This window comes from Streptomyces sp. NPDC048278 (genome assembly GCF_040652195.1).
Classification (GTDB): domain Bacteria; phylum Actinomycetota; class Actinomycetes; order Streptomycetales; family Streptomycetaceae; genus Streptomyces.
This window is the reverse complement of record NZ_JBEZLP010000002.1, coordinates 519350-545075: the sequence shown is the minus strand read 5'-3', so window position 1 is coordinate 545075 and position 25726 is coordinate 519350. Positions and strand designations below refer to the sequence as shown.

The following is a 25726-nucleotide window of genomic DNA, read 5'->3' as shown; positions in this document are numbered from 1 at the left end:
CCGAAGCCCCCCGGCCCACCGAAACCGGCCCCGCCGAAACCGGCCTCACCGGGACCGGCCCCGCCGGGCACGTCCCCGGTGCGCACCCCGACCACGCCCCCGGGGTGTCCGTCCGGCACACCCGGGCGAAGGGGGAGCCGCGGTTCCCGGACGGGCCCAGGGCCGATCCGGCCGGGTCGCACTTCGAGCGGCGGATCCGCAGTTTCCAGCCGCGCCGGAGCCGGGTCACCGCCGGGCAGGCCGACGCGCTGCAGCGGCTGTGGCCCAAGTGGGGCCTGGACATCGACGGGCAGCGGGTCATCGACCTCGGCGAGCTGTTCGGCAACGCCAACCCGGTGGTGCTGGAGATCGGGTTCGGGATGGGCGAGGCCACCGCGCAGATGGCCGCCGAGGACCCGGGCACCGACATCCTCGCCGTGGACGTGCACACGCCCGGGCAGGGGAACCTGCTCAACCTCGCCGACCAGCAGGGGCTGTCCAACGTCCGGGTCGGGAACGGCGACGCGATCATCCTGCTCCGGGAGATGCTCCCGCCGGACTCGCTGGACGGGCTGCGCGTGTACTTCCCGGACCCCTGGCCGAAGAAGCGGCACCACAAGCGGCGGCTGATCCAGCCCGAGTTCCTCGACCTCGCCGCGACCCGGCTGCGGCCCGGGGCGGTCGTGCACTGCGCGACCGACTGGGAACCGTACGCCGAGCAGATGCTCGAAGTGCTCGACGCCCACCCGGAGTTCGAGAACACGCAGGCCGACGGCGGTTTCGCGCCACGTCCGGCGCACCGGCCGCTGACCCGTTTCGAGGGCCAGGGGCTGGACAAGGGACATGTGGTGAACGATCTGCTCTTCCGTCGCGTACAGCACCGGGTGCCGCAGAGCGAGCAGCACCGTCCGGAGTCACCTCGTTAGGGTCGATGCCGTGGCCACCTCCCCGCCGCCGTACTCGCCGTGCCCGCAGTACCCGACGCAGCCACCGCGACCGGCGTATCCGCCGCGCCCGCCGGACCCCGCCGGGCCGCCGGGCCCCGCAGGACCCGGTCTGCGGCATCCGCGCTGGTGGCAGCGGCGCTGGGTGCGGTACGGGGCGCTGGGCACACTGCTCGCCCTCTCCGGTCTGGTGATCCTCGCGCTGGTGCGGGAGCAGACCGGGACGGAGGGCTTCCTCGTCGGGCTCGGGCTCGCCGTACTGCCCGTGCCGCTGCTCGTGGGCGCGTTCCGGTGGCTGGACCGGGTGCAGCCGGGACCCTGGCGGAACGTGCTGTTCGCCTTCGCCTGGGGCGCCTGCGCAGCCGCGCTGATAGCCATCGTCGCCAACAGCTTCGCGACGCGATGGATAGCGACGGCGACCGCCGACCCGAGCGGCGCGGACACGCTCGGGGCGACCTTGATAGCGCCGGTCGTCGAGGAGTCGGCGAAGGCGGCGGCCGTCCTCCTCGTCTTCCTCTTCCGCAGGCGGGACTTCACCGGGATCGTCGACGGGGTGGTGATAGCCGGGGTCACCGCCACCGGGTTCGCGTTCACCGAGAACATCCTCTACCTCGGCACGGCCTTCGGGACCGACCAGCTGACCGGGGACAGCGGGATCGCCTCCGTCACCGCCGCGACGTTCTTCGTGCGCATCGTGCTCTCCCCGTTCGCGCACCCGCTCTTCACCGTCCTTACCGGCATCGGCTTCGGCATCGCCGCGCTCTCCGGGGAACGGCAGCGGGCGCGGCGCGTGCTGGTGCCGGTCGCCGGGCTGCTGCTCGCGATGGGCATGCACGCGTTCTGGAACGGGTCGTCCACGTTCGGGCAGTACGGGTTCTTCGCCGTGTACGGCATGTTCATGGTGCCGGCGTTCGGGCTGCTGACCTGGCTGGCCGTCTGGACCCGGCAGCGGGAGCTGCGGACCGTGCGGGAGGAGCTGCCGGCGTACGTCTACGCGGGGTGGCTGGGGACGGCCGAGCCGTTCGTGCTCGGGTCGATGCGGGCGCGGCAGATGGCCCGGGAGTACGCCGCGTACCACTTCGGGAAGGCGGCGGGGCGGGCGGTCACCGAGTACGAGGGGTACGCGACGACGCTGGCGCTGCTGCGGCGCCGGGGGCAGCGGGGGCGGGCCGGGGCCGACTTCGTGGTGCGGGAGCGGGAGCTGCTGACGGAGCTGTGGAGCCGACGGGAGCTGGTGCGGCCGGCCCTGGAGTACGCGGCCCGGACGGGCGCGCCGGGGCACGCCCCTTACGGGTCGGCGGTGCCGTATCCGGCCTACACGGCCTATCCGGCCTACAACCCGTACCGGAGTTAGCGCTTCGGGCTGCGGGGGATTTCGGCACCGCCGAGATGCGCCGCGGAGGCCGGGCGCCGGTGCGGCGGAAAAGAACGAAAGGCGGCAGCCGTCAGGCGGAGGCCGTCGTGAGCTGGGCCAGTTCCCGGTCCGTCAGTGTCAGGTCCGCCACGCCCAGCAGGGGCGGGAGCTGGTCGAGGGTGCGGGCCGAGGCGATCGGGGCCGTGATGGTGGGCTGGGCCGCCAGCCAGGCAAGGGCGACCGTGGGGATCGGGGCCTCGTGGGCCGCGGCGATCTCGTCCAGGGCCGCAAGGACCTTCTGGCCGCGCTCCGACTCCGCGTACTGGGCGGCGCGGCCCGCTCGCGCGCTGTCGACGGTCGTACCGGGGCGGTACTTGCCGGTGAGGAAACCGGCGGCCAGCGAGAAGTAGGGGATGGCCGCGAGGCCGGTGCGGGAGGCCAGGTCCTGGAGCGGGCCCTCGTAGGTGTCGCGGGAGACCAGGTTGTAGTGGGGCTGGACGGCGACGTACCGGGCGAGGCCCTCGCGGTCGGAGAGGTCCAGGGACTCCTGGAGCCGCTCCGGCGTGATGTTGGACGCGGCGACGTGCCGCACCTTGCCCGCCCGCACCAGCTCGTCCAGCGCGCCGATGATCTCCTCGACCGGGACCTCGGGCTGGTCGAAGTGCGTGTAGTACAGGTCGATGTGGTCGGTGCCGAGACGGCGCAGGGAGGCGTCGGCGGCGGCCTTGATGTTGGCGGCGGACAGGCCGGGATACTCGGGGTGCTGGCTGACCTTGGTCGCGATGACGACGTCGTCGCGGTTGCCGCGCGCCTTGACCCACTTGCCGATGATCGTCTCGGACTCGCCGCCCTTGTTGCCCTCGATCCACGCCGTGTACGAGTCGGCTGTGTCGACGAAGTTGCCGCCCGCGGCGGCGTACGCGTCGAGGACGGCGAAGGAGGTGGCCTCGTCGGCGGTCCAGCCGAAGACGTTGCCGCCGAGGGCGAGCGGGAAGACCTCGAGGTCGGAAGAGCCGAGTTTGCGAAGAGCAGTCATGCTCCACTTCAACACGGGCCGCCTGGTGACCCATCCCGTGTTTTACGAAGGTCTCGTAAAAGCGGAAGCCACGGCTCGGCACACCGGCGGCCCTGACGCCGGGGGGTTGCCGTCAGGGCCGCCGGGGGCCGGTGGGCGCGGTCCGAATCCGCGTCCGGTCAGTCTGAGATCCGGTCGGTCCCAGATCAGATCGGTCTCAGATCAGATCGGTCTCAGGTCAGTCGGGCCAGGTCGGGTCAGGGGTTGAGGCCCTTGCCGCGCAGCCAGGTCATCGGGTCGATGGCGGTGGCCTGCCCGTTCGGGTGGACCTCCAGGTGGAGGTGCGGGCCCGTCACGTTGCCGGTGGCGCCGACGCGGCCGATGACGTCGCCGGTGGCGACCTTCTGGCCGACCTTGACGCCGATCGAGGACTGGTGGCAGAACCACAGCTCGGTGCCGTCGTCGAGGGTGATGATCGTGCGGTAGCCGTAGGAGCCGGCCCAGCCCGCCTCGGTGACCGTGCCGCTGTGCACGGCCTTGATCAGCGTGCCGGTGGGCGCGGCGAAGTCGAGGCCGGTGTGGTAGCCGGAGGCCCACATCGAGCCGGCCTGGCCGAACGTGCCGGTGATCGTGTACGAGACGACGGGCAGCGTGTACTGCTTGGCCAGCTCGGCGAGGCGGGCCTGCTCGGCCTTCTCCTTCGCGGAGGCCTCGGCCTTCTGCTTGGCGTCGGCGGCCTGGGTCGCGGCGGCCTTCTCCGCCCTGGCCTCGGCGTCCGCGACCGCCTTGTCGGCGGCGGCGACGGCCTTGGCGCTGGCCTTGGTGTCGAGCTGGCTCTGCTGCTGCGCGGCCTGCGCGATGATCCGGCTGCGCAGCGCCTCGCCGGCGTCGGACGACGAGGAGTCCGCGTCGGTGGCGGTCGTCGTGGTGACGCTGCTGAGCGCGGTCTGGGTGGCCTGGTGGCCGCTGCCCTCGCCGAGCAGGGCGTCGACGGAGGAGGGCAGGTCGGGCAGCGAGATGGAGACCGGCGGCTTGCCGGTGTTGGCGCTGGCCATGCCGCCCGCACCGACGGCGGCGATCACGCCGACGCCGAGAACCGTGGAGCTGCGGGCGAGCCCGCCGCCCTTCTGCTTGGCGACCCGGTGCCGGCCGCGTACCGCGGAGAGGGACTCCTCGGTGGGGTTCCACTCCTCGAACGGGCCCTCGTCGGTGCGGTAGCCGCCGTAGCCGAAGGTCTCGGGCTGACGCTGGCTGGGCACGAACGGGGCTGTAGGAGCAGGCGGGTTGGACGCCACGCGGGCGCACTCCTTTCCTTCCGCTGCCTACCGGGTTAGCTGACGGGTTCGGAGCGGGAAGGTCTCCTACGCGCGTATACCGGCCGTTTCCTACCCGGCGGTAGCCGTGCGATTCACCCCATGGTGGTGGTTCCCCGGTTCCCTTGCGGGATTCGGCGCGTGCGCACGGAGCCGTCGCGGGTGACGGCTGGGACGACCGCGCTGCGTTATCGAACGTTAATAGACGCGGCTACCAGATTCCAAGCAGTTCGTCTTGATCATTAAGCTTTCAAAGCATGGACTTACCTGCCACGACCGGTCAAAAACGGTCGAGTCGGCGGTGCACGCTGCTCAGCTCAGGAGTCACACAGGTTTTGATGGTGACTCAGTTGTTATGCGCAGGGCGGTCGTCCGGACACCCACCGTGACCGCGCGCCGCTCAGGGCCGCCGTACGGCGAGCAGCGCCATGTCGTCCGTCAAGCCGCCGCCGGTGTGCCGGCGCACCTCGGCCGCGATCCGGTCCACCAGAGGGCCGGGGGCGGTGACGGTACGGCCGGCCAGCCGCCGCTCCGGGTCGTAGAACCGGCCGTGCGCGTCCCGCGCCTCGGAGAGGCCGTCGGTGTGCAGCAGCAGCGTGGCCCCGCTCGGGAACGCGTACTCGGCCGCCCGGTCGGGCCACGCGCCCAGCCCGCCCATCCCGAGCGGCAGCGCGGCCTCCGGTGCCCGCAGCGGGCGCACCTCGCCGTCGCCGAGCAGCAGCAGGGGCGGCGGATGACCGCGGTTGACGAGCCGGAGCGTGCCGTCGCCGTGCGGGAGTTCGGCGAGTACGGCGGTGGCGAACCCCTCGTCGGCGACGATCCCGCCGCGCCGCACGCCCTCGCGCACCAGCGCCCGCTCCAGCCGTCCGGCGACCGCCTCCAGCGTGGCCTCCTGCTCGGCGGCCTCCCGGAACGCGCCGATGAGCACGGCGACGGCGGCGACCGCGCCGGTCCCCTTGCCGCGCACGTCGCCGACGACCAGCCGCACGCCGTACGGGGTGTCCTGGACGGCATACAGGTCGCCGCCGATGAGGGTGCCCTCCTGGGCCGCCTGGTAGCGGGCGGCGATCTCGAAGCCGCCGATCCGCTCGGCGGGCTCGGGCAGCACGGCGCGCTGGGCGGCCTCGGCGACCTCGCGGGCGGAGGCGAGGCGCTGGTCGCCGATCCGGACGATCCGGTTGATGCCGGCGGCGAGGACGGCGACGGTCGCCACCGTGACGATCTCGGTGACAGCGTCGGCGTCCGGGACAACAGAGGACCGCGCGTGCACGGCGTACGTGGCGAGCAGCGCGGCCAGACCCGTGAGGAGGGTGGTGCGCAGGGAGGCGAGCGGCGCGGCGATCAACGGGGCGGCCGTGAAGAAGGGGACCGCGGTGAAGGCCGCGGGGGTGAGGACGTCGTAGCAGACACCCGTGCAGATCAGCAGCGCGGGCAGGATGCGGGCGAGGGTGCGGGCGGACACCGGGCCGCGCCGCTCCGCCTCTCCACGGCCCACCACACGACCCCCCTGATGCACCACGTGTCCGACGTGCTCGACGCGCTCGACATGCCTGACGTATTCGATGGGTTCGATGCCTGTCCGTCCAGGTTTGCGGCTGTGGGCGGGTGAAGCGACTGGTGTGGGCCGGGCGGATGAGTACGGGCGGGTGGGGAGAGGCACCTGCACCCGGATATGACTCAGGGCCGGAATCCTCGAATCGGATTCCGGCCCTGGGTTTCAGTAGCGGGGACAGGATTTGAACCTGCGACCTCTGGGTTATGAGCCCAGCGAGCTACCGAGCTGCTCCACCCCGCGTCGGTGAAACCAGCATACGCCATCGGAAGAGGTGAAGTCACACGGGTTACTTCCGGTGGACGCCACGGGTCAGCTCAGGTCAGATCAGGTCCGCTCAGGTCAGGTCCGCTCAGGTCAGCAGATGCCCGTTGGGCGCCTTCGCCTCTCCCTCGTACTCCCCGAGCACCAGCACCGCCACCCCGGCCTCCCGCAGCGCCCCCGTCCCGTCGGCCGCCGTCACGAACGTGTCCGGCTCACGCCATGCCGTCACCACGCGTCGTACCCCGGCCCGGAGGATCAGTTCGGCGCAGGGGTGCGGGCGGGAGGCGCGGTGGGTGCAGGGTTCCAGGCTGGTGTAGACCGTGGCCGCGGCCAGCCGGGGGTCGTCCGCGGGGATCTTGGCCAGGGCCGCCTCCTCCGCGTGGACCACGGGGTCGCCGGCCTCCCGGGAGTGGCCGCGGGCCAGTTCCGTGCCGTCGGCCGCGACGACCACCGCGCCCACGCTGAACGCGGTCCGGGAGGGCGGGCACTGGGCCGCCAGTTCGCAGGCGAGCCGCAGCCAGTGCCGGTCCGCGGCGGACGCCGACCCGCCGGTGCCGGGTGCCGTGGGCTCGTAGCGCATGAGGACGACGTCCTCGATCCGGCGGGTCTCCAGGAGCCGCAGCCGCCCGCCCTGGTACCCGCCGGGACCGAACAGCCGCGGCGCCTTCGGGTCGCCGACGAAGAGGGGGGCCAGGACCAGCTGGAGCTCGTCGGCCAGACCCTGCTGGAGGAGCTGGGTGTGGACGGTGCCGCCGCCCTCGACCATCAGCCGCCGTACGCCCCGCACGTCGTGCAGGTGTTCCAGGAGCAGCCGCCAGTCGAGGTCGGCGCCGAGGGAGACGACGTCGGCGGCGATCCCGAGGGCGCGGGCCCGCTGCGCGCCCTCGTCCGTCGTGTACACGATCTTCTCGCCGCCGGTGTGCCAGAACCTCGCGTCCGGGTCGAGGTCGCCGGTGGCGGTCACCGTGACCTTGAGGGGGTACTCGGGCCGGCCGGCCGCGGTCCGGGCCGCGCGCCGCTCCGGGGAGTTGACCAGGAGCCGCGGGTTGTCCGCGCGGATGGTGCCGGCGCCGATCAGGATGGCGTCGACGGAGGCCCGTACCTCGTCGACGCGGTCGAAGTCGGCGGGAGAGGAGAGCAGCAGCCGGTCGGGGCCGGTGTCGTCGAGGAAGCCGTCGAGGGACACGGCGGCGGACAGCAGGACGTGGGGGTACGGCATCGGACGCGCTCACTCTCGACTGCCCTGACACGGACGCTTGGTTAAAGTTTGAAACAAACCTACACTGGTGCCATGACGACTCGCTGGCTCACTCCGAAGGAGCAGCGCGCCTGGCGCGCCTACATGGCGGCGACGCACCTCCTGGAGGACGCGATCGACCGGCAGCTCCAGCAGGACGCCGGCATGCCCCACCTGTACTACGGCATCCTGGCCAACCTCTCCGAGGCGCCGGAGCGCAAGCTGCGCATGACCGATCTCGCCGAGAAGTCGAAGATCACCCGGAGCCGGCTGACGTACGCGGTGACCCGGCTGGAGAAGGACGGGCTGATCCGGCGCGAGGACTGCCAGTGGGACAAGCGGAGCAGCTTCGCCATCCTGACGGACGAGGGCATGGCGGTGCTGGAGCGCACGGCGCCTGGCCATGTGGAGACGGTACGGGCGGCGGTCTTCGACCATCTCTCCGCCGAGCAGGTGGATCAGCTGGAGGAGATCAGTTCCGTGATCGCGCGGGCGCTGGAGGGCGACGAGTCGACCCCGCGGCCGACGCCGGACGAGCTGCCGTGGCGGCGCCGGTCGTCCCCCTGTTCGGGCTCCTGACCCCGGCCCCCAAGCCGTCCCGGCTCCCGCCCCCTGATCGTGAACCCGTTTTCCCGAAACCGTTCGGAAATCTGTTGCTTCAAATTTAAAACATGGGGTAGGGTTCCAGCCGTGGATCTGCTTCAAATCTGAAGCAGGCACCCGCGACGTCCCACTGGAGAACCCGATGACCGACTTCCCCGCCGCCACCCAGCGCGCCCGCGTCCGGGTCCCGCTGCGCTTCAACGACGGCTACGGCGTCGACGCCGAAATCGTCACGTTCCATGGCCTGACTGACGGCCAGGAGCACGTCGCCGTCGTCCTGGGCGAGCCCGCCCCCGGCGCCCTCCCGCTGGTGCGCCTGCACTCCGAGTGCCTGACCGGCGACGTCTTCGGCTCGGCCCGCTGCGACTGCGGCCCCCAGCTGCGCGAGGCCGTCGAGCGCATCGCCGAGCGCGGCGGCGTCCTGCTCTACCTGCGCCAGGAGGGCCGCGGCATCGGCCTCTACAACAAGCTGGACGCCTACGCCCTCCAGGACCAGGGCCTCGACACCTACGAGGCGAACGCCGCCCTCGGCCTGCCCGAGGACGGCCGCGACTACACCGCCGCCGCCCAGATGCTGGCCGCCCTCGGCATCACCGAACTGGACCTGCTCTCCAACAACCCCGACAAGGCGGAGCAGTTGCGCGGCCTCGGCGTCACCGTCCGCGACCGCGTCCCGACCGGCGTCTTCAGCACCGCGCACAACGTCCGCTACCTGCGCGCCAAGGTCCTGCACACCCAGCACACGCTGCCGCTGGCCGAGCTGACGGAGCTCAACGCGGGCTGAGCTCCGCCGCGACGGGCAACGGGTACGCCGACGAAAGGGAGCCCCCGTGGACGACCGGTTGACGCGTGTTCTCGACGACCTCCACCGGGAGCGTGCCACGTCCGTCCTGGAGATCGGCACGTCCAACGGCTACTCGGCGATCTGGTTCGCCGACGCCCTCCGCGACACCGGCGGCCACCTGACGACCGTGGACATCGACGCCGACCGGGTCACCGCGGCGCCGGCCAACCTGGAGCGGGCGGGAGTCCTGGGGTACGCGGACGTCCTGCACGGCGACGGCGCCGACATGCTGGCCGCCACCCCGGACGCCTCCCTCGACCTGGTCGTCCTCGACGCCGAACGACCGGCCTACACCGACTACTGGCCGGACCTGCGACGCGCCCTGAAGCCGTACGGCATCCTCGCCGTCGACAACGCGGTGAGCCACCGCGACCTCCCGCCGCTCCCGCCGCTCCCGCAGTGCTATGCCGCAGAGCAGATGTCAGTGCTCCCCGGTTCCCTGTCCACGGGAAGGTGGCCGGTCAGTGGGCTGCCCGGTGTGTGCTTCGACCGCGGTGGCCAGGTGGCCGGCGAGGGGTGCGGGCAGGTCGTGGCCGTTGGTGGTCTGCACGAGGGCGTCGGCGACGCGGTGGAGTTTCGTGTTGCTGTGCTGGGACGCGGCGACCAGGACCTGCCAGGACTGCGACGCGGTCAGCCGGAACGATCCCATGAGCATGCCCTGGGCCAGGTCGATCGTCGCGCGGGTCTCCATGGCCCGGTGCAGCTGTGCGTTCTCGGCCGCGAGGTCGTCGGTGGTGGGGGCGGGCGGCGACTGCTGCTGGTCGGGCTTGCGGGGCTCCGCGGTGAACAGGGGGCGGGTCTCGGTGAGGGCCATCAGGCGTTCCACTGCCGGGCTGCTGGCTCGCAGAACGAGGGTTTTCGCGTGCTCGCGGGCGCGATGGTGCACGCGCAGCAGCACGTTGAGGGCGGAGCAGTCGCAGAAATCGACGCCGGCGAGATCCAGTTCCACGCCCCCGCGGGCGTGGTCGAGCGCGTCGCTCAGCGTCTGCTGCAACTGCTGGTCGCTGTCGAGATCGAGTTCACCGCAGACCGTCACCACGAACCGGTCGCCGTTCGTGTCGACGTTCAAGGTCACCGGCGTCGGCGCCTGAGCGCGCTCGAACGCAGTACCGCACTCGGTGCAGGGCCCCTCATCTGGGGGGAGAGCCGCGTGAAGGGACATTTCAAGCTCCCGCGCATGCCGTCTTTTCGAACATTCCCAGAATCACCCCGGAACCCGTTCACGTCAACCAAAACATGAAATCTGATACGTCCTTTTGTATGCGTGAAACAGTGCGCGTACGCTGGGACCATGGACCGAGCGCCGGAACCCCATGCAGGCTGGACGTTTCTCACCAACCACTCGCGGGTGCTGGCAGCGATCTCCGAGGACCACACCACCCGGGTACGGGACATCGCGGCACGCTGCCGACTGACCGAACGCGCCGTCCAGAAGATCATCGCCGACCTCGAAGAGGGCGGTTACCTCACCCATGTCCGCGAAGGCCGCTCGAACGTCTACCGGGTGGTCCCGGACACGCTCCTGCGCCACCCCGCGGACGCACCGGCCACGGTCGCCCAGCTCCTGGCGATCCTCGACCGGCACGAGAGCACCCGCCCCCAGGCTCCGGCAGGCGGCGAACAGCCGGCTTCCTGACCCGGCGCCCCCCGGTGCGAGGCTGCGCCGGCGGGTGCGGCACAGGAGGCTGCATACCGCGGAGAACATGACGGATCCTGTCGACGGGGAGCAAGGGCTTCCCTCCCCGTGCCCCGTCCTGCCCCCGGCATGGCGGCGCTCTTCAGCCATCCCGCCCAGAGGATCCCCCTCACGGCAGGCACCGCCTCGGCGGCGGCACGGCGCCCGGGGGACGCTGTCACACGGTCGCCCCGGCGGACTGCGGCATCGTCAGAAACCCTGCGAGCCAGAGCTGAACGGATCCGCTCACGCCCACGGGCCCGAGAACGAAGCAGCGCCCGACCCGACCGAAGCCGACTCAGGCGCTGCGTAGCAGGGCAGAGGGGATGACCCCCGCCTGCAACCCGTAGGCCGTGTGGGACTCGAACCCACAACCAATGGATTAAAAGTCCACTGCTCTGCCAATTGAGCTAACGGCCCAGGCGAAGTTGCCTCCCCGAGCATAGCCGGACACAGGCGTCTCGCCGATCGGGTATCGGGGTCGTGGCCGCGTCGTGTGGCAGAAGTGGGACGGGCGTGGTCCGGTGGGTCAGAGATCGACCAGTTTGGCGGGGTCCGCCGCCCGCGCTCTGTCCGCGTTGAGGAACCAGTGACGGGCCGAGGCCTGCCACCAGATCGCGGCGAAGCCGAGGACGACGAGGACGGCGACCGGGGCGTAGTTGAAGGACTTCCAGGTGATCGGGGACACCTGCGGGAGCATGAAGAGGACGGTGATGACGACGACCCACGTCACCGAGATCACGCCGACGACCTGCGACCAGCGGCCCAGGTGCCAGGGGCCGCGCTCGAACGCGTCGCCCTTCCGCACCCGCAGCAGCGTCGGGATCACGTACGCCACGTACAGGCCGATCACGGCGATCGACGTCACGGCGGCGTAGGCCGTGGAGTTGATCAGGTAGGGCAGCCCCAGGACGAGGGCGCCGAGAGCCGCCAGCCAGACCGCCGCGACGGGGGTGCGGGTGCGCGGGCTGACCGTGTGCCAGATCCGGGAGAAGGGGAGCGCGCCGTCGCGGGAGAAGGCGTAGATCATGCGGCTGTTGGCCGTCACCGAGGCCATTCCGCAGAAGAGCTGGGCGCCGATCACGACGAGCAGGAGGAGCTTGCCGGTGGTGGCGCCGAGCGCGTCCAGGAGGATCTGCGCGGGCGGCGCGCCGGTCGGGGACGCCAGCTCCTTGTCGTACGACTGGATCGCGTACGTGAAGCCGAGGAGGAGGACGAAGCCGGCTATCCAGGACGTCCAGATCGAGCGGACGATGCCCTTCGGGCCGGCCGTCGACGCGTCGTGGGTCTCCTCGGTCATGTGCGCCGAGGCGTCGTACCCGGTGAAGGTGTACTGGGCCATCAGGAGGCCGAGGAGGACGACGTACGGGCCGCTGCTCCAGCCCGTCTTGTTCACGAACTCGGTGAAGACGAAGGACGTCGACTGGTGGTGGTCGGGGACGAAGGTCAGCGCGCCGACGATCACCAGGACGCCGAGCACGTGCCACCACACGCTGACGCTGTTCAGGATGGCGACGATCCGGACGCCGAAGGTGTTGAGGAGGCCGTGCAGGACCAGGATCCCCGCGAAGAGGAGGATCGTCCGGCCCGGGGTGACCTCGAAGCCGAACTGGAGGTTCAGGTACGCGCCGAGGAAGTACGCGGCGCCGAAGTCGATGCCCGCCGTCACCGCCACCTGGCCGAGCACGTTGAACCAGCCCGTGAACCAGGCCCAGGCCGCCGCGCTGCGCGGCGGAGCGAGGCGGTGGGCCCAGAAGTACAGGCCCGCCGAGGTCGGGTACGCGGAGCATATTTCGGCCATCGAGAGGCCGACGAAGAGGGTCATCAGGCCTACGGCCACCCAGCCCCAGGTGATCACGGCCGGGCCGCCGGTGACCATGCCGAAGAGGTAGAGGGTGAGACAGCCGGAGAGGACCGAGATGATCGTGAAGGAGACCGCGTAGTTCGAGAAGGCCGACATACGGCGGGCCAGGACCTGGGTGTAGCCGAGCTGGGCCAGCCGTTCCTCGTCGGAGGGTGCGTCCGAAGGTGCGTCGGAGAGCGGCGTGCCTGCCGCGTCATCTGTCATGCCCCCAGCGATTCCCTCGCCGGGGGCGTGACATGCATCACAAGTTGGCTAGAAAAGCGCCTTGTAGCCCTGCCAGCCGGTCGCGATCTTCACGCGCGCCGCGAACGAACCCTTGCCCGTGCCCGTCTGCCGGTACAGGTTGCCCGCGGTGTCCCGCATCACCAGGTCGTTCCTGCCGTCCCCGGTGATGTCGCCGACGCCCACGACCGCGTTGTAGGAGGCGTTCCAGTGCGCGGCGACCTTCACCCGCTCCTTCACCTGGCCCGTCCCGGTGCCGTCGTAGCGCCACAGCGTCCCGGCCTTGTCCACCGCCAGCACGTCCCCGAAACCGTCGCCGTTCAGGTCGCCGGCGCCGACGATCTTCGTGTACGCCGACCAGGTACGGATCTTGACCCCGGCCTTCAGCTTGCCGTTGCCGGCGTCCGCGAACAGGTAGACGTCCCCGGTGGACGCCTTGCGGGCCAGCAGGTCGGTCCGGCCGTCGCCGGTGAGGTCGCCGGGGGCGGTGAGCACGTTGTACGCGTTCCAGCCGGTGCCGAGGGAGACGTGCTTGTCGGACGGCTTGTACGAGCCCCCGCACTTGCCGTTGTACCGGCGCAGCTCCCCGTTCGGCATCCGCACCAGCATCTCGGCGCACCGGTCGTCGGTCATGTCGCCGAAGGGCACGGCGACCGTGCCCGCCGACCAGCCGAAGGCCGCCCAGTTCCCGCTGAACTTGCCGTTGCCGGTGGTGGAGTGCAGCGTGAGGCCGCCGGAGGAGCTGAGGGTGGCCAGGTCGCCGTAGCTGTACCCGCTCTGGTCGTGGAAGCCCTGCGTGCCGCCGGTGTAGCCGAACTTCCCGCTCGTCGTGTACGTGCCCGAGCCCTCGACGGCGGTGGCGGTCAGCGTCCAGGTCTTCGGACCGTTGAGCGGGTAGCCGCCCGAGTCGTTGGTCCCGTCCCAGTCGAGGTCGATCGAGGCTCCGCTGCCCTTGATGGTGCGGTCGGCGTGTCCGTGGCTGTCCTTCACCGTGAAGGTCCAGTTCGCGGGCTTGCTGAGCTGCCAGAGGCTGTCCCAGGTGGTGCTGCCCGAGACGCCTTCCATGGCGTTCTCGTCCGAGTCGTCGACGTCCGACTCGATCCCGGTCAGGGACTGCGTCGGCACCCCGCTCGGCACGATCCGGATCACGTGGTCCGGGCCGACGTAGGCGATGTCGCCGCCGAACTTGTCCACGGACCAGGTCAGCCGCCGCTGGTCGGCGGTCTGTCCGGCGGGCAGGTCGGCGATCGCGCGGGCCGTGGCCGCCGTCCCGGTGTGGAAGTCCGTCAGCATCAGCTTGCCGGCGGTCCGGTCGTGCTGGACGAGGTAGCCGTCGCCGACGAGCACCGGGCCGGAGGGCACCTTGATGTTCTTCTTCGCCGTACGGTCGTACACGCCCGCGACCCCCGTCGGACCGCAGTTCCAGTAGATCCAGCGGCCGACGACCTGGAGCTCCTTGACCGTGCAGGGCGCGCCGGTGGAGACGGTCGCGACCGTCTTCTTCGCCTCCAGGTCGTATCCGGTGACGACGCCGTTGCCGGTGCCCGGCGCCCACAGCGTCGAACCCCACACGGAGGCGGCGGTGATGGACCGGGTCAGCCGGACGTCCTCGTAGCGGTACGGGTTCACGGCGTCGACGTACTGCTTGCCGGTGGAGGACGCCTGGTAGATGTAATAGCGGCCGGTGGCGTCGACGAAACGGCCGCCGGTGACCGTCGGCTCGGGACCACCGTCCATCGTGTCGTCGGTCAGGTAGACCTGGGCCGTCTGCTTGCCGGTGCCGTCGTCCATGAAGTCGCCGACCCAGGTGTTGCCGAAGGTACGCATCGGCACGCAGCCCTGCGGACCCGCGTCGCACGGCACCCGCTGGACATGGCTGCCGACCGCGAGCGTGTCGGCGAACCCGCGGTCCGTCTTCTCCAGCACCGTGGAGCCGTCGGCCGAGATCTTCCGGCCGATCACCCACTGGTAGCCGCTCGGCGTGTTCTCCACGCTCGTCAGGAAGCCGCCCGCGTAGTCGATGCCCCAGACGCCGTCCGTCGTGATCGGCGTCGGGGTGGTGTCCGCGGCGGCCGTGCCCGCGGTGGTCAGCGAACCGGCGCCAAGGGCGGCCAGGCTGACAAGAGTGAGTGCGATCCGGGCATGCCGGCTCAAGGAACCCCCCAGGAAGTCAAAAAGTCAAAGGATGTTAACAACCGGCACACAGACATCAATAGTGAATTGACCGTGAACAGAAGTCCGTTGGCGGGGGGTCCGGGAACGCGGAAGGGCCCGTACGACAGGTCGTCGTACGGGCCCTTCCTCAGCTCAGCTCACTCGGTGTCAGCCGTTGCGCTTCCAGCGCGGCTTGTCGTCGCGGCGCCCGAAGGAGCCGGAGGACGAGCCACGGTGGTCGTCACGACGGCCGAACGGGCGGTCGTGGCCGCTGTGGCCGCCGCTGCGGAAGCCCGGGCGGTCGTCGCGGCGGTCGCGGTTGAACGGGCGGTCGCTGCCACGGTGACCGGCGGGACGGTCGTCCCGGCGGAAACCGCCGCGGTCGTCGCGACGCTCGAAGGAACGGCCGCCACGGTCGTCGCGGTCACGGTCGAAGGAACGGCCACCACGGTCGTCACGGCGCTCGAAGGAACGGCCGCCGCCGGCGCCGCGGTCGTCACGACGCTCGTCGCGGCGGAAGCCACCACGGTCGTCCCGGCGGTCACGGTTGAACGGACGGTCGGTGCGGTCCCGGTCGCGGTCGAAGGAACGGCCACCACGGTCGCCGCCACGGTCGTCGCGGTCGAACGGACGGCGGTCGTCACGGCGTTCGAAACCGCGCTCGCGGTTTTCGCGGCGCTCGAAGGGACGGCCACCGCGGTCGTCACGACGGTCGTCACGGCGCTCGAAGCCACGGTCACGGTCGCGGTTGAACGGGCGGTCGCCGCGGTCCCGGTCACGGTCGAAGGAACGCTTCTCGAAGCCACGCTCCCGGTTGTCCCGGCGCTCGGTCTCCCGCGCCGCAGGAACCGTCGGCTCGGCCGCCACGACGGCCTCCTCGGCCACCGCGGCCTCGGCCTGGACCTGCGCCTCGGCCACCGCGGTCTCCGGGTCCTCGCCGCGCTCACGGGCGACCCGGGCGACCAGGCGGTCGGCCTCCTCGCGCAGTTCGGCGGCCCGGCGCTGCGCCCGCTCCAGCTCCTTGGTGAGCTGGGCGACCTCGCGCTCGGCCTGCTGCGCCGCGTTGGCCGCGGACTCGGACTGGACCTCGGTCATCGAACGGGCGCCGGTGATCTCGGCGACCTCGGGCTCGAAGGCCGTACCGGAGTTGATGATGTGACGCCCGGCGTCGACGCCCGCGTCCTCCATGAGACGGAAGATCTGGCGGCGCTGGTGCGGCAGCGAGAGCGAGACGACCGTGCCGGTGCGGCCCGCGCGGGCGGTGCGGCCGGCCCGGTGCAGGTAGTCCTTGTGGTCGCCGGCCGGGTCGACGTTCAGCACGAGGTCGATGCCGTCGACGTGGATGCCGCGGGCGGCGACGTCGGTGGCGACGAGGACGTTGACGTAACCGTCCTTGAAGTCGGCGAGGGTCCGGGTCCGGGCGCCCTGGGTCATGCCGCCGTGCAGCGCGTCGGCCTTCACCCCGGCGTCGCGCAGCTGCTCGGCGACGCGGTCGGCGCCCAGCTGGGTGCGGACGAAGATGATCGTGCGGCCCTTGCGGGAGGCGATGGCCGCGGTGACCGGCGCCTTGTCCTTGGGCTTCACGATGAGGATGTGGTGGGACATGGTCGTCACCGCGCCCTGGGCGGCGTCGACCTCGTGCGAGACCGGGTCGACCAGGTAGCGCTTGACCAGGGTGGAGATCTCGTTCTCCATGGTCGCGGAGAAGAGCATGCGCTGGCCGCCGGCCGGGACCTGGTCGAGCAGCTCGGTGACCTCGGGCAGGAAGCCCAGGTCGGACATCTGGTCGGCCTCGTCGAGGACCGCGATCTGCACGTCCTCCAGGGAGCAGGCGCCGCGGTTGATGATGTCGCGCAGGCGGCCCGGGGTGGCGACGAGGATGTCGACACCGCGCTCCAGGGCGTAGATCTGGTTGCCCATGGACGTACCGCCGCAGACGACCTTCATCTTCAGGCCGACGACGTCGCCGTAGGGCTGGAGGGCGTCCGCGACCTGCATCGCCAGCTCACGGGTGGGGGTGAGGATGACGGCGCGCGGGCGCTTCTTCTCGGTACGGCCGCCGGCCAGCGTGGCCAGGGTGGGCAGACCGAAGGAGAGGGTCTTGCCGGAGCCGGTGCGGCCACGGCCGAGGATGTCCTTGCCGACCAGGGCGTCCGGGATGGTCGCGGCCTGGATCGGGAAGGGGGTCGTCACGCCGTTCTGCGCGAGCTTGCGCACGATGCCCTCGGGGAGGCCGAGGTCGGCGAAGGTGGTCTGGGGGGTGGTGTCGGTGGTGTCAGCGGTCTCCTCGGAGACCTGGGTCACCAGCTCGTCGTCCTGGACGTTCTCGGGCACGACGATCTGATCATTACTGGACACGGACATGCGAATGCGAAACCTTCCGGAGTCTCTTCGGCACGCGCCCGTCAACTCCGTGATTCGCTCACGACCGCCTCAATGCGGTCCGCCACGGCAAGGGAGAGTACGCGCCACACGGCGCGCTCTGCGGTGGCGCCGGGCAAATGGGATCAAACGATCTACCACCATACGCACCCAACACCCACGAAGGCAAACCGAGCTGCATCCTCGCAGCTCACAGCAGCTTCACCACAACCCTGTCGACGCTCACGCCAGTCCACCGACGCACAGATCACGTACACCGGATCAGACAGACCGGACGCGTAGCCCTACGAGCCCCTCAACACCCGGCCGCCCGGAACTCTTCCCCGCCGCAACGGCGCTCGGCCCCCGCTCACGCCGGTGTCCCCGCAGCCGGTGCCGGCTCCCGCTGGACCAGCTGCGTCCCCGTGTCCTCGTGGGCCGACGAGGACGGCTCGGCCGACGGCGGATCGGTCGCCGGAGGCGGTGGCGTGGGGGAGTCCGGTGGCGGGGTGGGCGAGGCGGCCGGGGGCGCGGGCGTCGTCGGGGCCCCCGTCGGCCCGGCCGGCACCCCCGGCGGCACGCTCCCGCCCGGCTTCACCGGCACCGCCGACACCGCGCTCGACCCCTTCGTCGGCTTGGCGGACGCCGACGCCGACTCCCCCGGCTTCGCCTTCTCCCCGTGCCCGCGCTTCCCGTCGGCCACGGCACCGCCGTACCCCGCATCGCCCTCACCGGACACCCCGGACCCGCCGCCGGCCGCCTCGCCGTCCCGGTGCCCCGCGGAGTGCGACGGCTTCGCCCTGCCCGCGTCGTCCCCCACGCTCACGCAGCCGGCGGCGACCGCGACCGCCATCACCGTGACGGCCAGACGGACGGGTACGTACAAGGGGCGCACGGCGGCCACCTCCGGGACGGAGAAAGGAGTCAACCTGCCCAACTCCCGCCGCCCACAAGAGGACACGCACCGGACACGGCACCCGTCAGCCGTACCCCAGCGCGTGCAGGCGGGCGTCGTCGATGCCGAAGTGGTGGGCGATCTCGTGCACCACCGTCACCTCGGTCTCCGCGACGACCTCCTCGCGCGACGCGCACATCCGCAGCGTCGGCCCGCGGTAGACGGTGATCCGGTCCGGCAGCACGCCCGCGTACCACTCCCCGCGGTCGGTGAGCGGAGTCCCCTCGTAGAGCCCGAGCAGCTCGGGGTCCGACGGATCGTCCGGCTCGTCCTCGACGAACACCGCCACGTTGTCCATCAGCCGGGTCAGCTCCGGCGGGATCCGGTCGAGCGCCTCGGCGACCAGTTCCTCGAACTCCTCGCGCGTCATCTCCAGCACAGGCCCATTGTCCGGTACGGAACGCCCGTACGAGAGCCGTGAGCCCCCGGACATGCACGCCACGGGCCCCGCATACCGGCGCCCAAGCCTGGGCATACGGCACCAATGGCCCGCGTCCGCACCCGAACCCGAGCCCGGTCCCCGGTCCGGGCCGAGCCCCCGGCCCGAGCCAGGGCCGAGCCCCGAACCGGAACCCGCGCCCCCCTGCCCGTCCTGGAACTGGCCCCCGAGGCGCACCGCCCGCCCGTCTGGAGCCGCGTCCTCGGCCTGGCCGCCGTCGTCCTCGTCGGCGCCTGGCTCGGCCTGCTGATCGTCGGGAACGTCCGAGCCCAGGTCGGTCCGATGGACACGACGATGACGCTGCGCCCGTCCCTCACCGGCGGCACGAAGATCAACGTCTCCCCGCTGGGCGCCCTCTACCTGGACACCCACGCCGGCCCCGTCCGCCTCGACGTCAACGTCGACCAGCTCGACCCGGTCCGCGCCCAGGCGCTGGTGGACCACCCCGAGCGCCTCTCCGGACTCCAGGACGAGGTCGCCCACGACGTCGAGCACGGCACCCTCGACCTGGCCGTACGCTCCTGCGTGGCCGTCGTCGCCGGCGCCACCGCCCTCGGCCTCGCCGTCTACCGCCGCCCGCGCCGCGCCCTGACCGCCGGCGGCCTCGCCCTCGCCCTGCTGGCCTCGTCCGGCGCGACCGCGTTCGCCACCTGGAACCCCGAGTCGGTCCTGGAGCCGAGGTTCTCCGGCCTGCTCTCCTCCGCTCCGGCCCTGGTCGGCAACGCACGCAGCATCGTCACCGAATTCGACGTCTACCAGAAGGAACTGGCCCGCCTGGTCACGAACGTGACGAAGCTCTACGACGTCACGTCCACGCTCCCCGCCTACTCCCCGGACCCGGCCACCCTCCGCGTCCTGCACGTCTCCGACATCCACCTGAACCCGGCGAGCTGGAAGATCATCGCCTCGCTGGTGGAGCAGTACAAGGTGAACGTGATCGTCGACTCCGGCGACACCATGGACCACGGCACCGCGGCCGAGAACGGCTTCCTGGACCCCGTCGCCGACCTGGGCGTGCCGTACGTCTGGGTCCGGGGCAACCACGACTCGCGCACCACCCAGCGCTACCTCGCCCGGATGAAGAACGTGCACGTCCTGGACGACGGCCGCGCAGAGACGATCGCCGGGCTGCGCTTCGCCGGGATCGGCGACCCCCAGTTCACCCCCGACCGCTCGTCCGTCCCCGGCGGCGACGCGGCCGAGGAACTGGCCGGGGACCGCCTCGCCACGGCCCTGCGGGAGCAGCGGGCGGCGGACACCCCGGTGGACGTCGCGATCGTCCACGAGCCGTCGGCGGCCCGCATGACGGACGGCGAGGTGCCCCTGGTGCTGGCGGGCCACCTCCACCACGAGCAGACCGAGCTCCTCCCGCACGGCACCCGGCTCCGCGTGGAGGGCTCCACCGGCGGCAGCGGGCTACGGGCCGTGGAGGGCAGGTACCCGGACCCGATCGAGGCCTCGATCCTCTACTTCGACCGGGACAGCCGCCGGCTCCAGGCCTGGGACGAGATCAGACTCGGCGGCCTGGGCGAGACGACGGCCGAGGTCAGCCGTCACCTCCCGGCGGACAACCAACCGGGCGCGACCCCGTCCCCCTCACGGAGCCCGTCACCCCCAGGTGGCACCACCAGCACACGCTCGCCCGCGGCGCCGTAAACCGTTTTGGCGATACTCCCCGCCATCCCATATGCTTCTCACGTCCCCGACGCGCTGACGAAGCGCCCAGGCGGGCCGATAGCCCTCATCGTCTAGCGGCCTAGGACGCCGCCCTTTCAAGGCGGTAGCACGGGTTCGAATCCCGTTGGGGGCACGCAAGATCGTGTGCAACACTGTTGCACGCACAGCTTGGTCCTGTGGAGCAGTTTGGAGTGCTCGCCACCCTGTCAAGGTGGAGGCCGCGGGTTCAAATCCCGTCAGGACCGCTGGGGTTTCACGTGAAACCTCGTGGCTGGGTAGCTCAGTTGGTACGAGCGATCGCCTGAAAAGCGATAGGTCGCCGGTTCGACCCCGGCCCCAGCCACAACAGACAGCCCCTCCGGGATTCCGGAGGGGCTGTTCTCATGCGTGGCCTCTGATGCGGGGTCTCTCATGCCCCGGCGGCCCCGTCCCGCGAGCTCGTGGACTCTCTCGATCTCCGACCAGGCCACCCGCCGCCGCCCGGTCATCCTCCGGGTACGCAGGCCCTGGGCGTCGATGCGGGTGACCCCCGTCCGCATACCGGCCAGTACCACGAACAGCACGGTCGGTATGAGTCCCAGCACCAGCCACAGGGGCACGGCCGCTCCGATCCGGTGCGCGGCGAGGTCCCGGCCGGCATCCACCGTCACGGCCCCCGCCCACGCCGCCGTCAGCAGCGCGCACCCCTGAGTACGACCTCTTACCCGCCACGGCCTGAATCTCCTTGGCGTCGTGACCCGCCGCCGCTAGGTTCTGGCGGGTCAACACGTCACCAGGGTGGGGAAGATGAGCCGGGATCAGGACATACAGCTGGAGAAGGACCGGGCCCGCTACGGCCTCCTCGCCGTCGTGGTCAGCAACCTCGCGATCGCCGGGGTCGCGGTCTTCGGCGTCTGGCGGCTCAACGGCAACGAGTCCGTGATCATCGGCGTCCTCACCGCCGCGTTCACGGCGGTGAGCAGCATGACCACGGCGTACCTGGGCATCAAGGCCGTCTCGAACACGGCCAAGTCCATGGCAGCGGCCTCCGCGGCACCTCCCGCAGCACCTCCCGCCGAAACCCCCACCACCCCGGCCCAGCGCACCCCATAGGGACACGGCCGACAGCGCCCCGTAAGGGACGCGGGGAACTGCGCGAGCACCCCCCGCCCATCCGCACCCGAAACACCGCACCCACGACGACACCCCGGCCAAACCGCCGGAGGCAAAAGCGTTCGCCAGGAATTTCTCCGAGGTGAGATCCTGGACCGCGTATGTCTACGCATCCCGCCCCCGCCCTGGGCCCCCTCGCCCCTCGCCTGACCGAGCTCTCACTGCGCGACGCGCACCGGCTCGGGCGCAGGCTGGAAGGCGCGCGCAAGATCCGTAAACCGGAGGCCCGGGCCGCCGTCCTCGCCGAGATCGAGGCGGAGGTGGCCAGGGCCGAGGAGCGGATGGCCGGCCGGCGCGCCGTCGTGCCCGCCGTCTCGTACCCCGAGCAGCTGCCCGTCAGCCAGAAGAAGGACGAGATCGCGGAGGCGATACGCGACCACCAGGTCGTGATCGTCGCCGGTGAGACCGGCTCCGGGAAGACCACGCAGATCCCCAAGATCTGTCTGGAGCTCGGACGCGGCGTGCGCGGCATGATCGGGCACACCCAGCCCCGCCGGATCGCCGCCCGTACCGTTGCCGAGCGGGTCGCCGAGGAGCTGCGGACGCCGCTGGGGGAGGCCGTCGGCTGGAAGGTCCGCTTCACCGACCAGGTGAACCCCGACGCCACCTTCGTCAAGCTGATGACGGACGGCATCCTGCTCGCCGAGATCCAGACCGACCGCGAGCTGCGCGCCTACGACACGATCATCATCGACGAGGCCCACGAGCGGTCCCTCAACATCGACTTCCTGCTCGGTTACCTGGCCCAGCTGCTGCCGCGCCGGCCCGACCTCAAGGTCGTCATCACCTCCGCCACCATCGACCCCGAGCGGTTCTCCCGGCACTTCGGGGACGCTCCGATCGTCGAGGTGAGCGGCCGGACGTACCCCGTGGAGGTGCGCTACCGGCCGCTCCTGGAAGAGGACTCCGAGGACGCCGACCGCGACCAGATCACCGCCATCTGCGACGCCGTGGAGGAACTCCAGGGCGAGGGCAAGGGCGACATCCTCGTCTTCCTCTCCGGCGAGCGCGAGATCCGGGACACCGCGGACGCGCTGGAGAAGAAGCAGTACCGGTTCACCGAGGTCCTGCCGCTGTACGCCCGGCTCTCGCACGCCGAGCAGCACCGCGTCTTCCAGCCGCACACCGGCCGCAGGATCGTGCTGGCGACCAACGTCGCCGAGACCTCGCTGACCGTGCCCGGCATCAAGTACGTCATCGACCCCGGATTCGCCCGGATCAGCCGCTACAGCCACCGCACCAAGGTGCAGCGGCTGCCCATCGAGGCGATCTCGCAGGCCAGCGCGAACCAGCGCAAGGGCCGCTGCGGCCGTACCTCGGACGGCATCTGCATCCGCCTGTACGACGAGGAGGACTTCCTCGCCCGCCCGGAGTTCACCGACGCCGAGATGCTGCGGACCAACCTCGCCTCCGTCATCCTCCAGATGACCGCGGCCGGCCTCGGCGACATCGAGAAGTTCCCCTTCATCGACCCGCCGGACCACCGCAACATCCGGGACGGTGTGCAGCTGCTCCAGGAGCTGGGCGCCCTGAACCCGGACGAGAAGGACGCCCGCAAGCGGCTCACCGACAGCGGTCGCAAGCTCGCCCAGCTGCCCGTCGACCCGCGCCTGGCCCGCATGGTCCTGGAGGCCGACAAGAACGGCTGTGTCCGCGAGGTCATGGTCATCGCCGCCGCGCTCTCCATCCAGGACCCGCGGGAACGCCCGGCCGACAAGCAGACCCAGGCCGACCAGCAGCACGCCCGCTTCCGCGACGAGACCAGCGACTTCCTCGCCTTCCTCAACCTGTGGAAGTACATCAGGGAGCAGCAGAAGGAGCGCGGCTCCAGCTCCTTCCGGCGGATGTGCAAGCAGGAGTACCTGAACTTCCTGCGCATCCGCGAATGGCAGGACATCTACACGCAGCTGCGCACGGTCGCCAAGCAGATGGGCATCCACCTCAACGAGGAGGACGCCCCGGGCGACCGCGTCCACGTCTCCCTGCTCGCGGGGCTCCTCTCCCACATCGGGATGAAGGACGTGAAGAACGCCGGGGGGGAGGGCGGGAAAAACACAGCGAAGAACGAGTACCTCGGCGCCCGCAGCGCGAAGTTCGCGATCTTCCCCGGCTCGGCGCTGTTCAAGAAGACGCCCCGGTTCGTGATGTCCGCCGAACTCGTCGAGACCTCGCGGCTCTGGGCCCGGGTCAACGCGAAGATCGAGCCGGAGTGGGTGGAACCCCTCGCCGAGCACCTCCTGAAGCGGACGTACAGCGAACCGCACTGGGAGAAGGACCAGGCGGCCGTGATGGCGTTCGAGAAGGTCACGCTGTACGGCGTACCGATCGTCGCCGACCGGAAGGTGAACTACGGCCGGATCGACCCCGAGGCCAGCCGTGAGCTTTTCATTCGCAACGCCCTGGTCGAGGGCGACTGGCGGACCCACCACAAGTTCTTCGCCGACAACCGCAGGCTGCTGAGCGAGGTCGAGGAGCTGGAGCACCGGGCCCGGCGCCGGGACATCGTCGTCGACGACGACACGCTCTTCGACTTCTACGACCAGCGGGTGCCCGAGCACGTCGTCTCCGGCGCCCACTTCGACTCCTGGTGGAAGCACAAGCGCCACGAGCAGCCGGAGTTCCTGGACTTCGAGCGGGAGATGCTGATCCGGGAGTCGGCGGAGGCGGTCACCAAGGCCGACTACCCGGACTCCTGGCGGCAGGGGCAGCTGAAGTTCCGGGTGACGTACCAGTTCGAGCCGGGCGCGGACGCGGACGGCGTGACCGTGCACATCCCGCTCCAGGTCCTCAACCAGGTGACGGACGAGGGCTTCGACTGGCAGATCCCGGGCCTCAGGGAAGAGGTGGTCACGGAGCTGATCCGCACCCTCCCGAAGCCGATCCGCCGCAACTACGTGCCGGCCCCGAACTTCGCGAAGCGCTTCCTGGACACGGCGGTGCCGTTGCAGGAGCCCCTCCCGGTGACCATGGCGCGTGAGCTCAAGCGCATGGTCGGGGTGCCTTTCGAGGCCGAGGACTTCGACTGGGCGAAGGTCCCGGACCACCTGAAGATCACCTTCCGGATCGTCGACGAACGGCGCCGGAAGCTGGCCGAGGACAAGGACCTGGAGACGCTGAGGCTCCGGCTGAAGCCGAAGGCCCGCCAGGCCCTCTCCCAGGCCGCCGCGGCCACCGCGGAGCGCCAGGGCGGCGAGTCCCTGGAGCGCAAGGGGCTCACGGACTGGACGATCGGCACCCTCACCCGCGTCTTCGAGACCCGCCGGGCCGGCCAGCCGGTCAAGGCGTACCCCGCCCTCGTCGACGACGGCGACACGGTCTCGGTGCGCCTCTTCGACACCGAGGAGGAGCAGGCCGAGGCGATGTGGAAGGGCATGCGGCGGCTCATCCTGCGCAACATCCCGGTGAACCCGGCGAAGTTCGCGTCGGAGAAGCTGACGAACGCCCAGAAGCTCGCGCTGTCGGCGAACCCGCACGGCACGATCCAGGCCCTGTTCGACGACTGCGCGATGGCGGCGGCGGACAAGCTGATCGCCGACTTCGGGGGTCCGGTCTGGGACGAGGAGTCGTACCGGAAGCTCTACGACAAGGTGCGCGCCGAGATCGTCGACACGACGGTCCGTACGGTCGGGCAGGTGCAGCAGGTCCTCGCCGCCTGGCAGGCCTGTGAGCGCCGCCTGAAGGGCGTACGGAGCCCCGCGCTGCTCGCGAACCTGACGGACGTCCGCAAGCAGCTGGACGCCCTCGTGAAGCCCGGCTTCGTCACCTGGGCCGGTATACGACGGCTGCCCGACCTGATGCGCTATCTGGTGGCGGCCGACCGCCGGCTCCAGCAGATGCCGACCAACGTCCAGCGGGACACCACCCGCATGGAGAAGGTCCACGAGATGCAGGACGAGTACGCCTGGCTCCTGGAGCAGCTCCCGAAGGGCCGGCCGGTGCCGCAGCAGGTCCTGGACATCCGCTGGATGCTGGAGGAGCTGCGGGTCAGCTACTTCGCGCACGCGCTGGGCACGGCGTACCCGGTCTCCGACAAGCGGATCGTGAAGGCGATCGACACGGCGGCTCCGTAACCGACCGGGCACGCTGGGTGAGTTCGACCAGGGCCCGCCCCCTCCTGTACAG

18 protein-coding genes, 5 tRNA genes, 2 pseudogenes and 1 riboswitch are annotated in these 25726 nt (G+C 70.9%); of the genes and pseudogenes, 12 read left to right on the top strand and 13 right to left on the bottom strand.

The features are described from left to right. Positions 1–104: 104 nt before the first annotated feature. Complete coding sequence (gene trmB / locus AB0D74_RS06090; protein ID WP_362581026.1) at positions 105–905, top strand: tRNA (guanosine(46)-N7)-methyltransferase TrmB; 801 nt, start codon at positions 105–107, stop codon at positions 903–905. A gap of 130 nt (positions 906–1035) precedes the next feature. After that, positions 1036–2277, top strand: coding sequence for a PrsW family intramembrane metalloprotease (locus AB0D74_RS06085; protein ID WP_362581024.1), 1242 nt, complete (start codon positions 1036–1038; stop codon positions 2275–2277). Positions 2278–2368: 91 nt separating this feature from the next. Here AB0D74_RS06085 and AB0D74_RS06080 read toward each other — a convergent pair whose 3' ends face one another. The 5 genes from AB0D74_RS06080 to AB0D74_RS06060 form a co-directional block, all read right to left on the bottom strand. Beyond that, positions 2369–3313 (bottom strand): aldo/keto reductase, encoded by a 945-nt coding sequence (locus AB0D74_RS06080; RefSeq protein WP_362580963.1) that lies wholly within the window; start codon positions 3311–3313, stop codon positions 2369–2371. Positions 3314–3549: 236 nt separating this feature from the next. Then, positions 3550–4587, bottom strand: a complete 1038-nt coding sequence (locus AB0D74_RS06075; RefSeq protein ID WP_362580961.1) for a M23 family metallopeptidase — start codon at positions 4585–4587, stop codon at positions 3550–3552. A gap of 7 nt (positions 4588–4594) precedes the next feature. Further along, positions 4595–4755, bottom strand: a riboswitch (cyclic di-AMP (ydaO/yuaA leader). A 250-nt stretch (positions 4756–5005) separates the two neighbouring features. Further along, positions 5006–6100: a PP2C family protein-serine/threonine phosphatase gene (locus AB0D74_RS06070; protein ID WP_362580959.1), complete on the bottom strand. Its 1095-nt coding sequence runs from the start codon at positions 6098–6100 to the stop codon at positions 5006–5008. 226 nt (positions 6101–6326) lie between these two features. After that, positions 6327–6400, bottom strand: a tRNA-Met gene (locus tag AB0D74_RS06065). Between the two features lie 109 nt (positions 6401–6509). Then, positions 6510–7640 (bottom strand): dihydrofolate reductase family protein, encoded by a 1131-nt coding sequence (locus AB0D74_RS06060; protein ID WP_362580957.1) that lies wholly within the window; start codon positions 7638–7640, stop codon positions 6510–6512. A gap of 72 nt (positions 7641–7712) precedes the next feature. Between AB0D74_RS06060 and AB0D74_RS06055 the strand changes: the two genes are divergently transcribed. From AB0D74_RS06055 to AB0D74_RS06045, 3 genes and pseudogenes are all read left to right on the top strand, one after another. Continuing rightward, positions 7713–8237, top strand: a complete 525-nt coding sequence (locus tag AB0D74_RS06055; RefSeq protein ID WP_362580955.1) for a MarR family transcriptional regulator — start codon at positions 7713–7715, stop codon at positions 8235–8237. 166 nt (positions 8238–8403) lie between these two features. Further along, positions 8404–9045 (top strand): GTP cyclohydrolase II, encoded by a 642-nt coding sequence (gene ribA / locus AB0D74_RS06050; RefSeq protein WP_362580953.1) that lies wholly within the window; start codon positions 8404–8406, stop codon positions 9043–9045. Between the two features lie 46 nt (positions 9046–9091). Next, positions 9092–9454: pseudogene (locus AB0D74_RS06045) on the top strand (class I SAM-dependent methyltransferase); the annotation flags it as partial. A 72-nt stretch (positions 9455–9526) separates the two neighbouring features. Here the strand turns inward: AB0D74_RS06045 and AB0D74_RS06040 are convergent. Next, positions 9527–10180, bottom strand: coding sequence for an anti-sigma factor antagonist (locus tag AB0D74_RS06040; protein ID WP_362580951.1), 654 nt, complete (start codon positions 10178–10180; stop codon positions 9527–9529). A gap of 216 nt (positions 10181–10396) precedes the next feature. Between AB0D74_RS06040 and AB0D74_RS06035 the strand changes: the two genes are divergently transcribed. Further along, positions 10397–10741, top strand: a complete 345-nt coding sequence (locus tag AB0D74_RS06035) for a winged helix-turn-helix domain-containing protein (protein WP_362580949.1) — start codon at positions 10397–10399, stop codon at positions 10739–10741. 386 nt (positions 10742–11127) lie between these two features. Here AB0D74_RS06035 and AB0D74_RS06030 read toward each other — a convergent pair. From AB0D74_RS06030 to AB0D74_RS06005, 6 genes are all read right to left on the bottom strand, one after another. Further along, positions 11128–11200, bottom strand: a tRNA-Lys gene (locus tag AB0D74_RS06030). Between the two features lie 109 nt (positions 11201–11309). Further along, a complete protein-coding gene (locus AB0D74_RS06025) occupies positions 11310–12848 on the bottom strand; it encodes an amino acid permease (protein ID WP_362580947.1) in 1539 nt (512 codons plus the stop codon). Between the two features lie 48 nt (positions 12849–12896). Next, complete coding sequence (locus AB0D74_RS06020; protein WP_362580945.1) at positions 12897–15020, bottom strand: VCBS repeat-containing protein; 2124 nt, start codon at positions 15018–15020, stop codon at positions 12897–12899. A gap of 168 nt (positions 15021–15188) precedes the next feature. Beyond that, complete coding sequence (locus AB0D74_RS06015) at positions 15189–17384, bottom strand: DEAD/DEAH box helicase (protein WP_362580943.1); 2196 nt, start codon at positions 17382–17384, stop codon at positions 15189–15191. Between the two features lie 367 nt (positions 17385–17751). Further along, positions 17752–18276 carry a hypothetical protein gene (locus AB0D74_RS06010; protein ID WP_362580941.1) on the bottom strand — a complete coding sequence of 175 codons (525 nt, stop codon included), beginning with the start codon at positions 18274–18276 and terminating at the stop codon, positions 17752–17754. An 85-nt stretch (positions 18277–18361) separates the two neighbouring features. After that, positions 18362–18715, bottom strand: a complete 354-nt coding sequence (locus AB0D74_RS06005; protein ID WP_218162377.1) for a metallopeptidase family protein — start codon at positions 18713–18715, stop codon at positions 18362–18364. 105 nt (positions 18716–18820) lie between these two features. On the opposite strand from AB0D74_RS06005, the gene AB0D74_RS06000 reads away from it, so the two are divergent. The 4 genes from AB0D74_RS06000 to AB0D74_RS05985 all read left to right on the top strand — a co-directional run bounded on the left by AB0D74_RS06000 (position 18821) and on the right by AB0D74_RS05985 (position 20795). Next, positions 18821–20431, top strand: a complete 1611-nt coding sequence (locus AB0D74_RS06000; RefSeq protein WP_362580940.1) for a metallophosphoesterase — start codon at positions 18821–18823, stop codon at positions 20429–20431. An 81-nt stretch (positions 20432–20512) separates the two neighbouring features. Beyond that, positions 20513–20585 (top strand) — tRNA-Glu (locus AB0D74_RS05995). 37 nt (positions 20586–20622) lie between these two features. Next, positions 20623–20697: transfer RNA gene (locus tag AB0D74_RS05990), tRNA-Asp, on the top strand. A 24-nt stretch (positions 20698–20721) separates the two neighbouring features. Further along, a tRNA-Phe gene (locus AB0D74_RS05985) sits at positions 20722–20795 on the top strand. 109 nt (positions 20796–20904) lie between these two features. Here the strand turns inward: AB0D74_RS05985 and AB0D74_RS05980 are convergent. After that, a pseudogene (locus AB0D74_RS05980) lies at positions 20905–20991 on the bottom strand (PH domain-containing protein); the annotation flags it as partial. 247 nt (positions 20992–21238) lie between these two features. On the opposite strand from AB0D74_RS05980, the gene AB0D74_RS05975 reads away from it, so the two are divergent. Next, entirely contained in the window at positions 21239–21544 is a 306-nt protein-coding gene (locus AB0D74_RS05975; RefSeq protein ID WP_362580938.1) for a hypothetical protein, read from the top strand. Positions 21545–21705: 161 nt separating this feature from the next. After that, a complete protein-coding gene (hrpA, locus tag AB0D74_RS05970) occupies positions 21706–25674 on the top strand; it encodes an ATP-dependent RNA helicase HrpA (RefSeq protein ID WP_362580936.1) in 3969 nt (1322 codons plus the stop codon). Positions 25675–25726 lie beyond the last annotated feature (52 nt).

Coding starts and splice junctions, on each gene's coding strand:
- AB0D74_RS06080 (WP_362580963.1), bottom strand. CDS start 3,313: ATGACTGCTCTTCGCAAACTCGGCTCTTCCGACCTCGAGGTCTTCCCG.
- AB0D74_RS06060 (WP_362580957.1), bottom strand. CDS start 7,640: ATGCCGTACCCCCACGTCCTGCTGTCCGCCGCCGTGTCCCTCGACGGC.
- AB0D74_RS06055 (WP_362580955.1), top strand. CDS start 7,713: ATGACGACTCGCTGGCTCACTCCGAAGGAGCAGCGCGCCTGGCGCGCC.
- ribA (WP_362580953.1), top strand. CDS start 8,404: ATGACCGACTTCCCCGCCGCCACCCAGCGCGCCCGCGTCCGGGTCCCG.
- AB0D74_RS06035 (WP_362580949.1), top strand. CDS start 10,397: ATGGACCGAGCGCCGGAACCCCATGCAGGCTGGACGTTTCTCACCAAC.
- AB0D74_RS06025 (WP_362580947.1), bottom strand. CDS start 12,848: ATGACAGATGACGCGGCAGGCACGCCGCTCTCCGACGCACCTTCGGAC.
- AB0D74_RS06015 (WP_362580943.1), bottom strand. CDS start 17,384: ATGTCCGTGTCCAGTAATGATCAGATCGTCGTGCCCGAGAACGTCCAG.
- AB0D74_RS06000 (WP_362580940.1), top strand. CDS start 18,821: ATGGCCCGCGTCCGCACCCGAACCCGAGCCCGGTCCCCGGTCCGGGCC.
- AB0D74_RS05975 (WP_362580938.1), top strand. CDS start 21,239: ATGAGCCGGGATCAGGACATACAGCTGGAGAAGGACCGGGCCCGCTAC.
- hrpA (WP_362580936.1), top strand. CDS start 21,706: ATGTCTACGCATCCCGCCCCCGCCCTGGGCCCCCTCGCCCCTCGCCTG.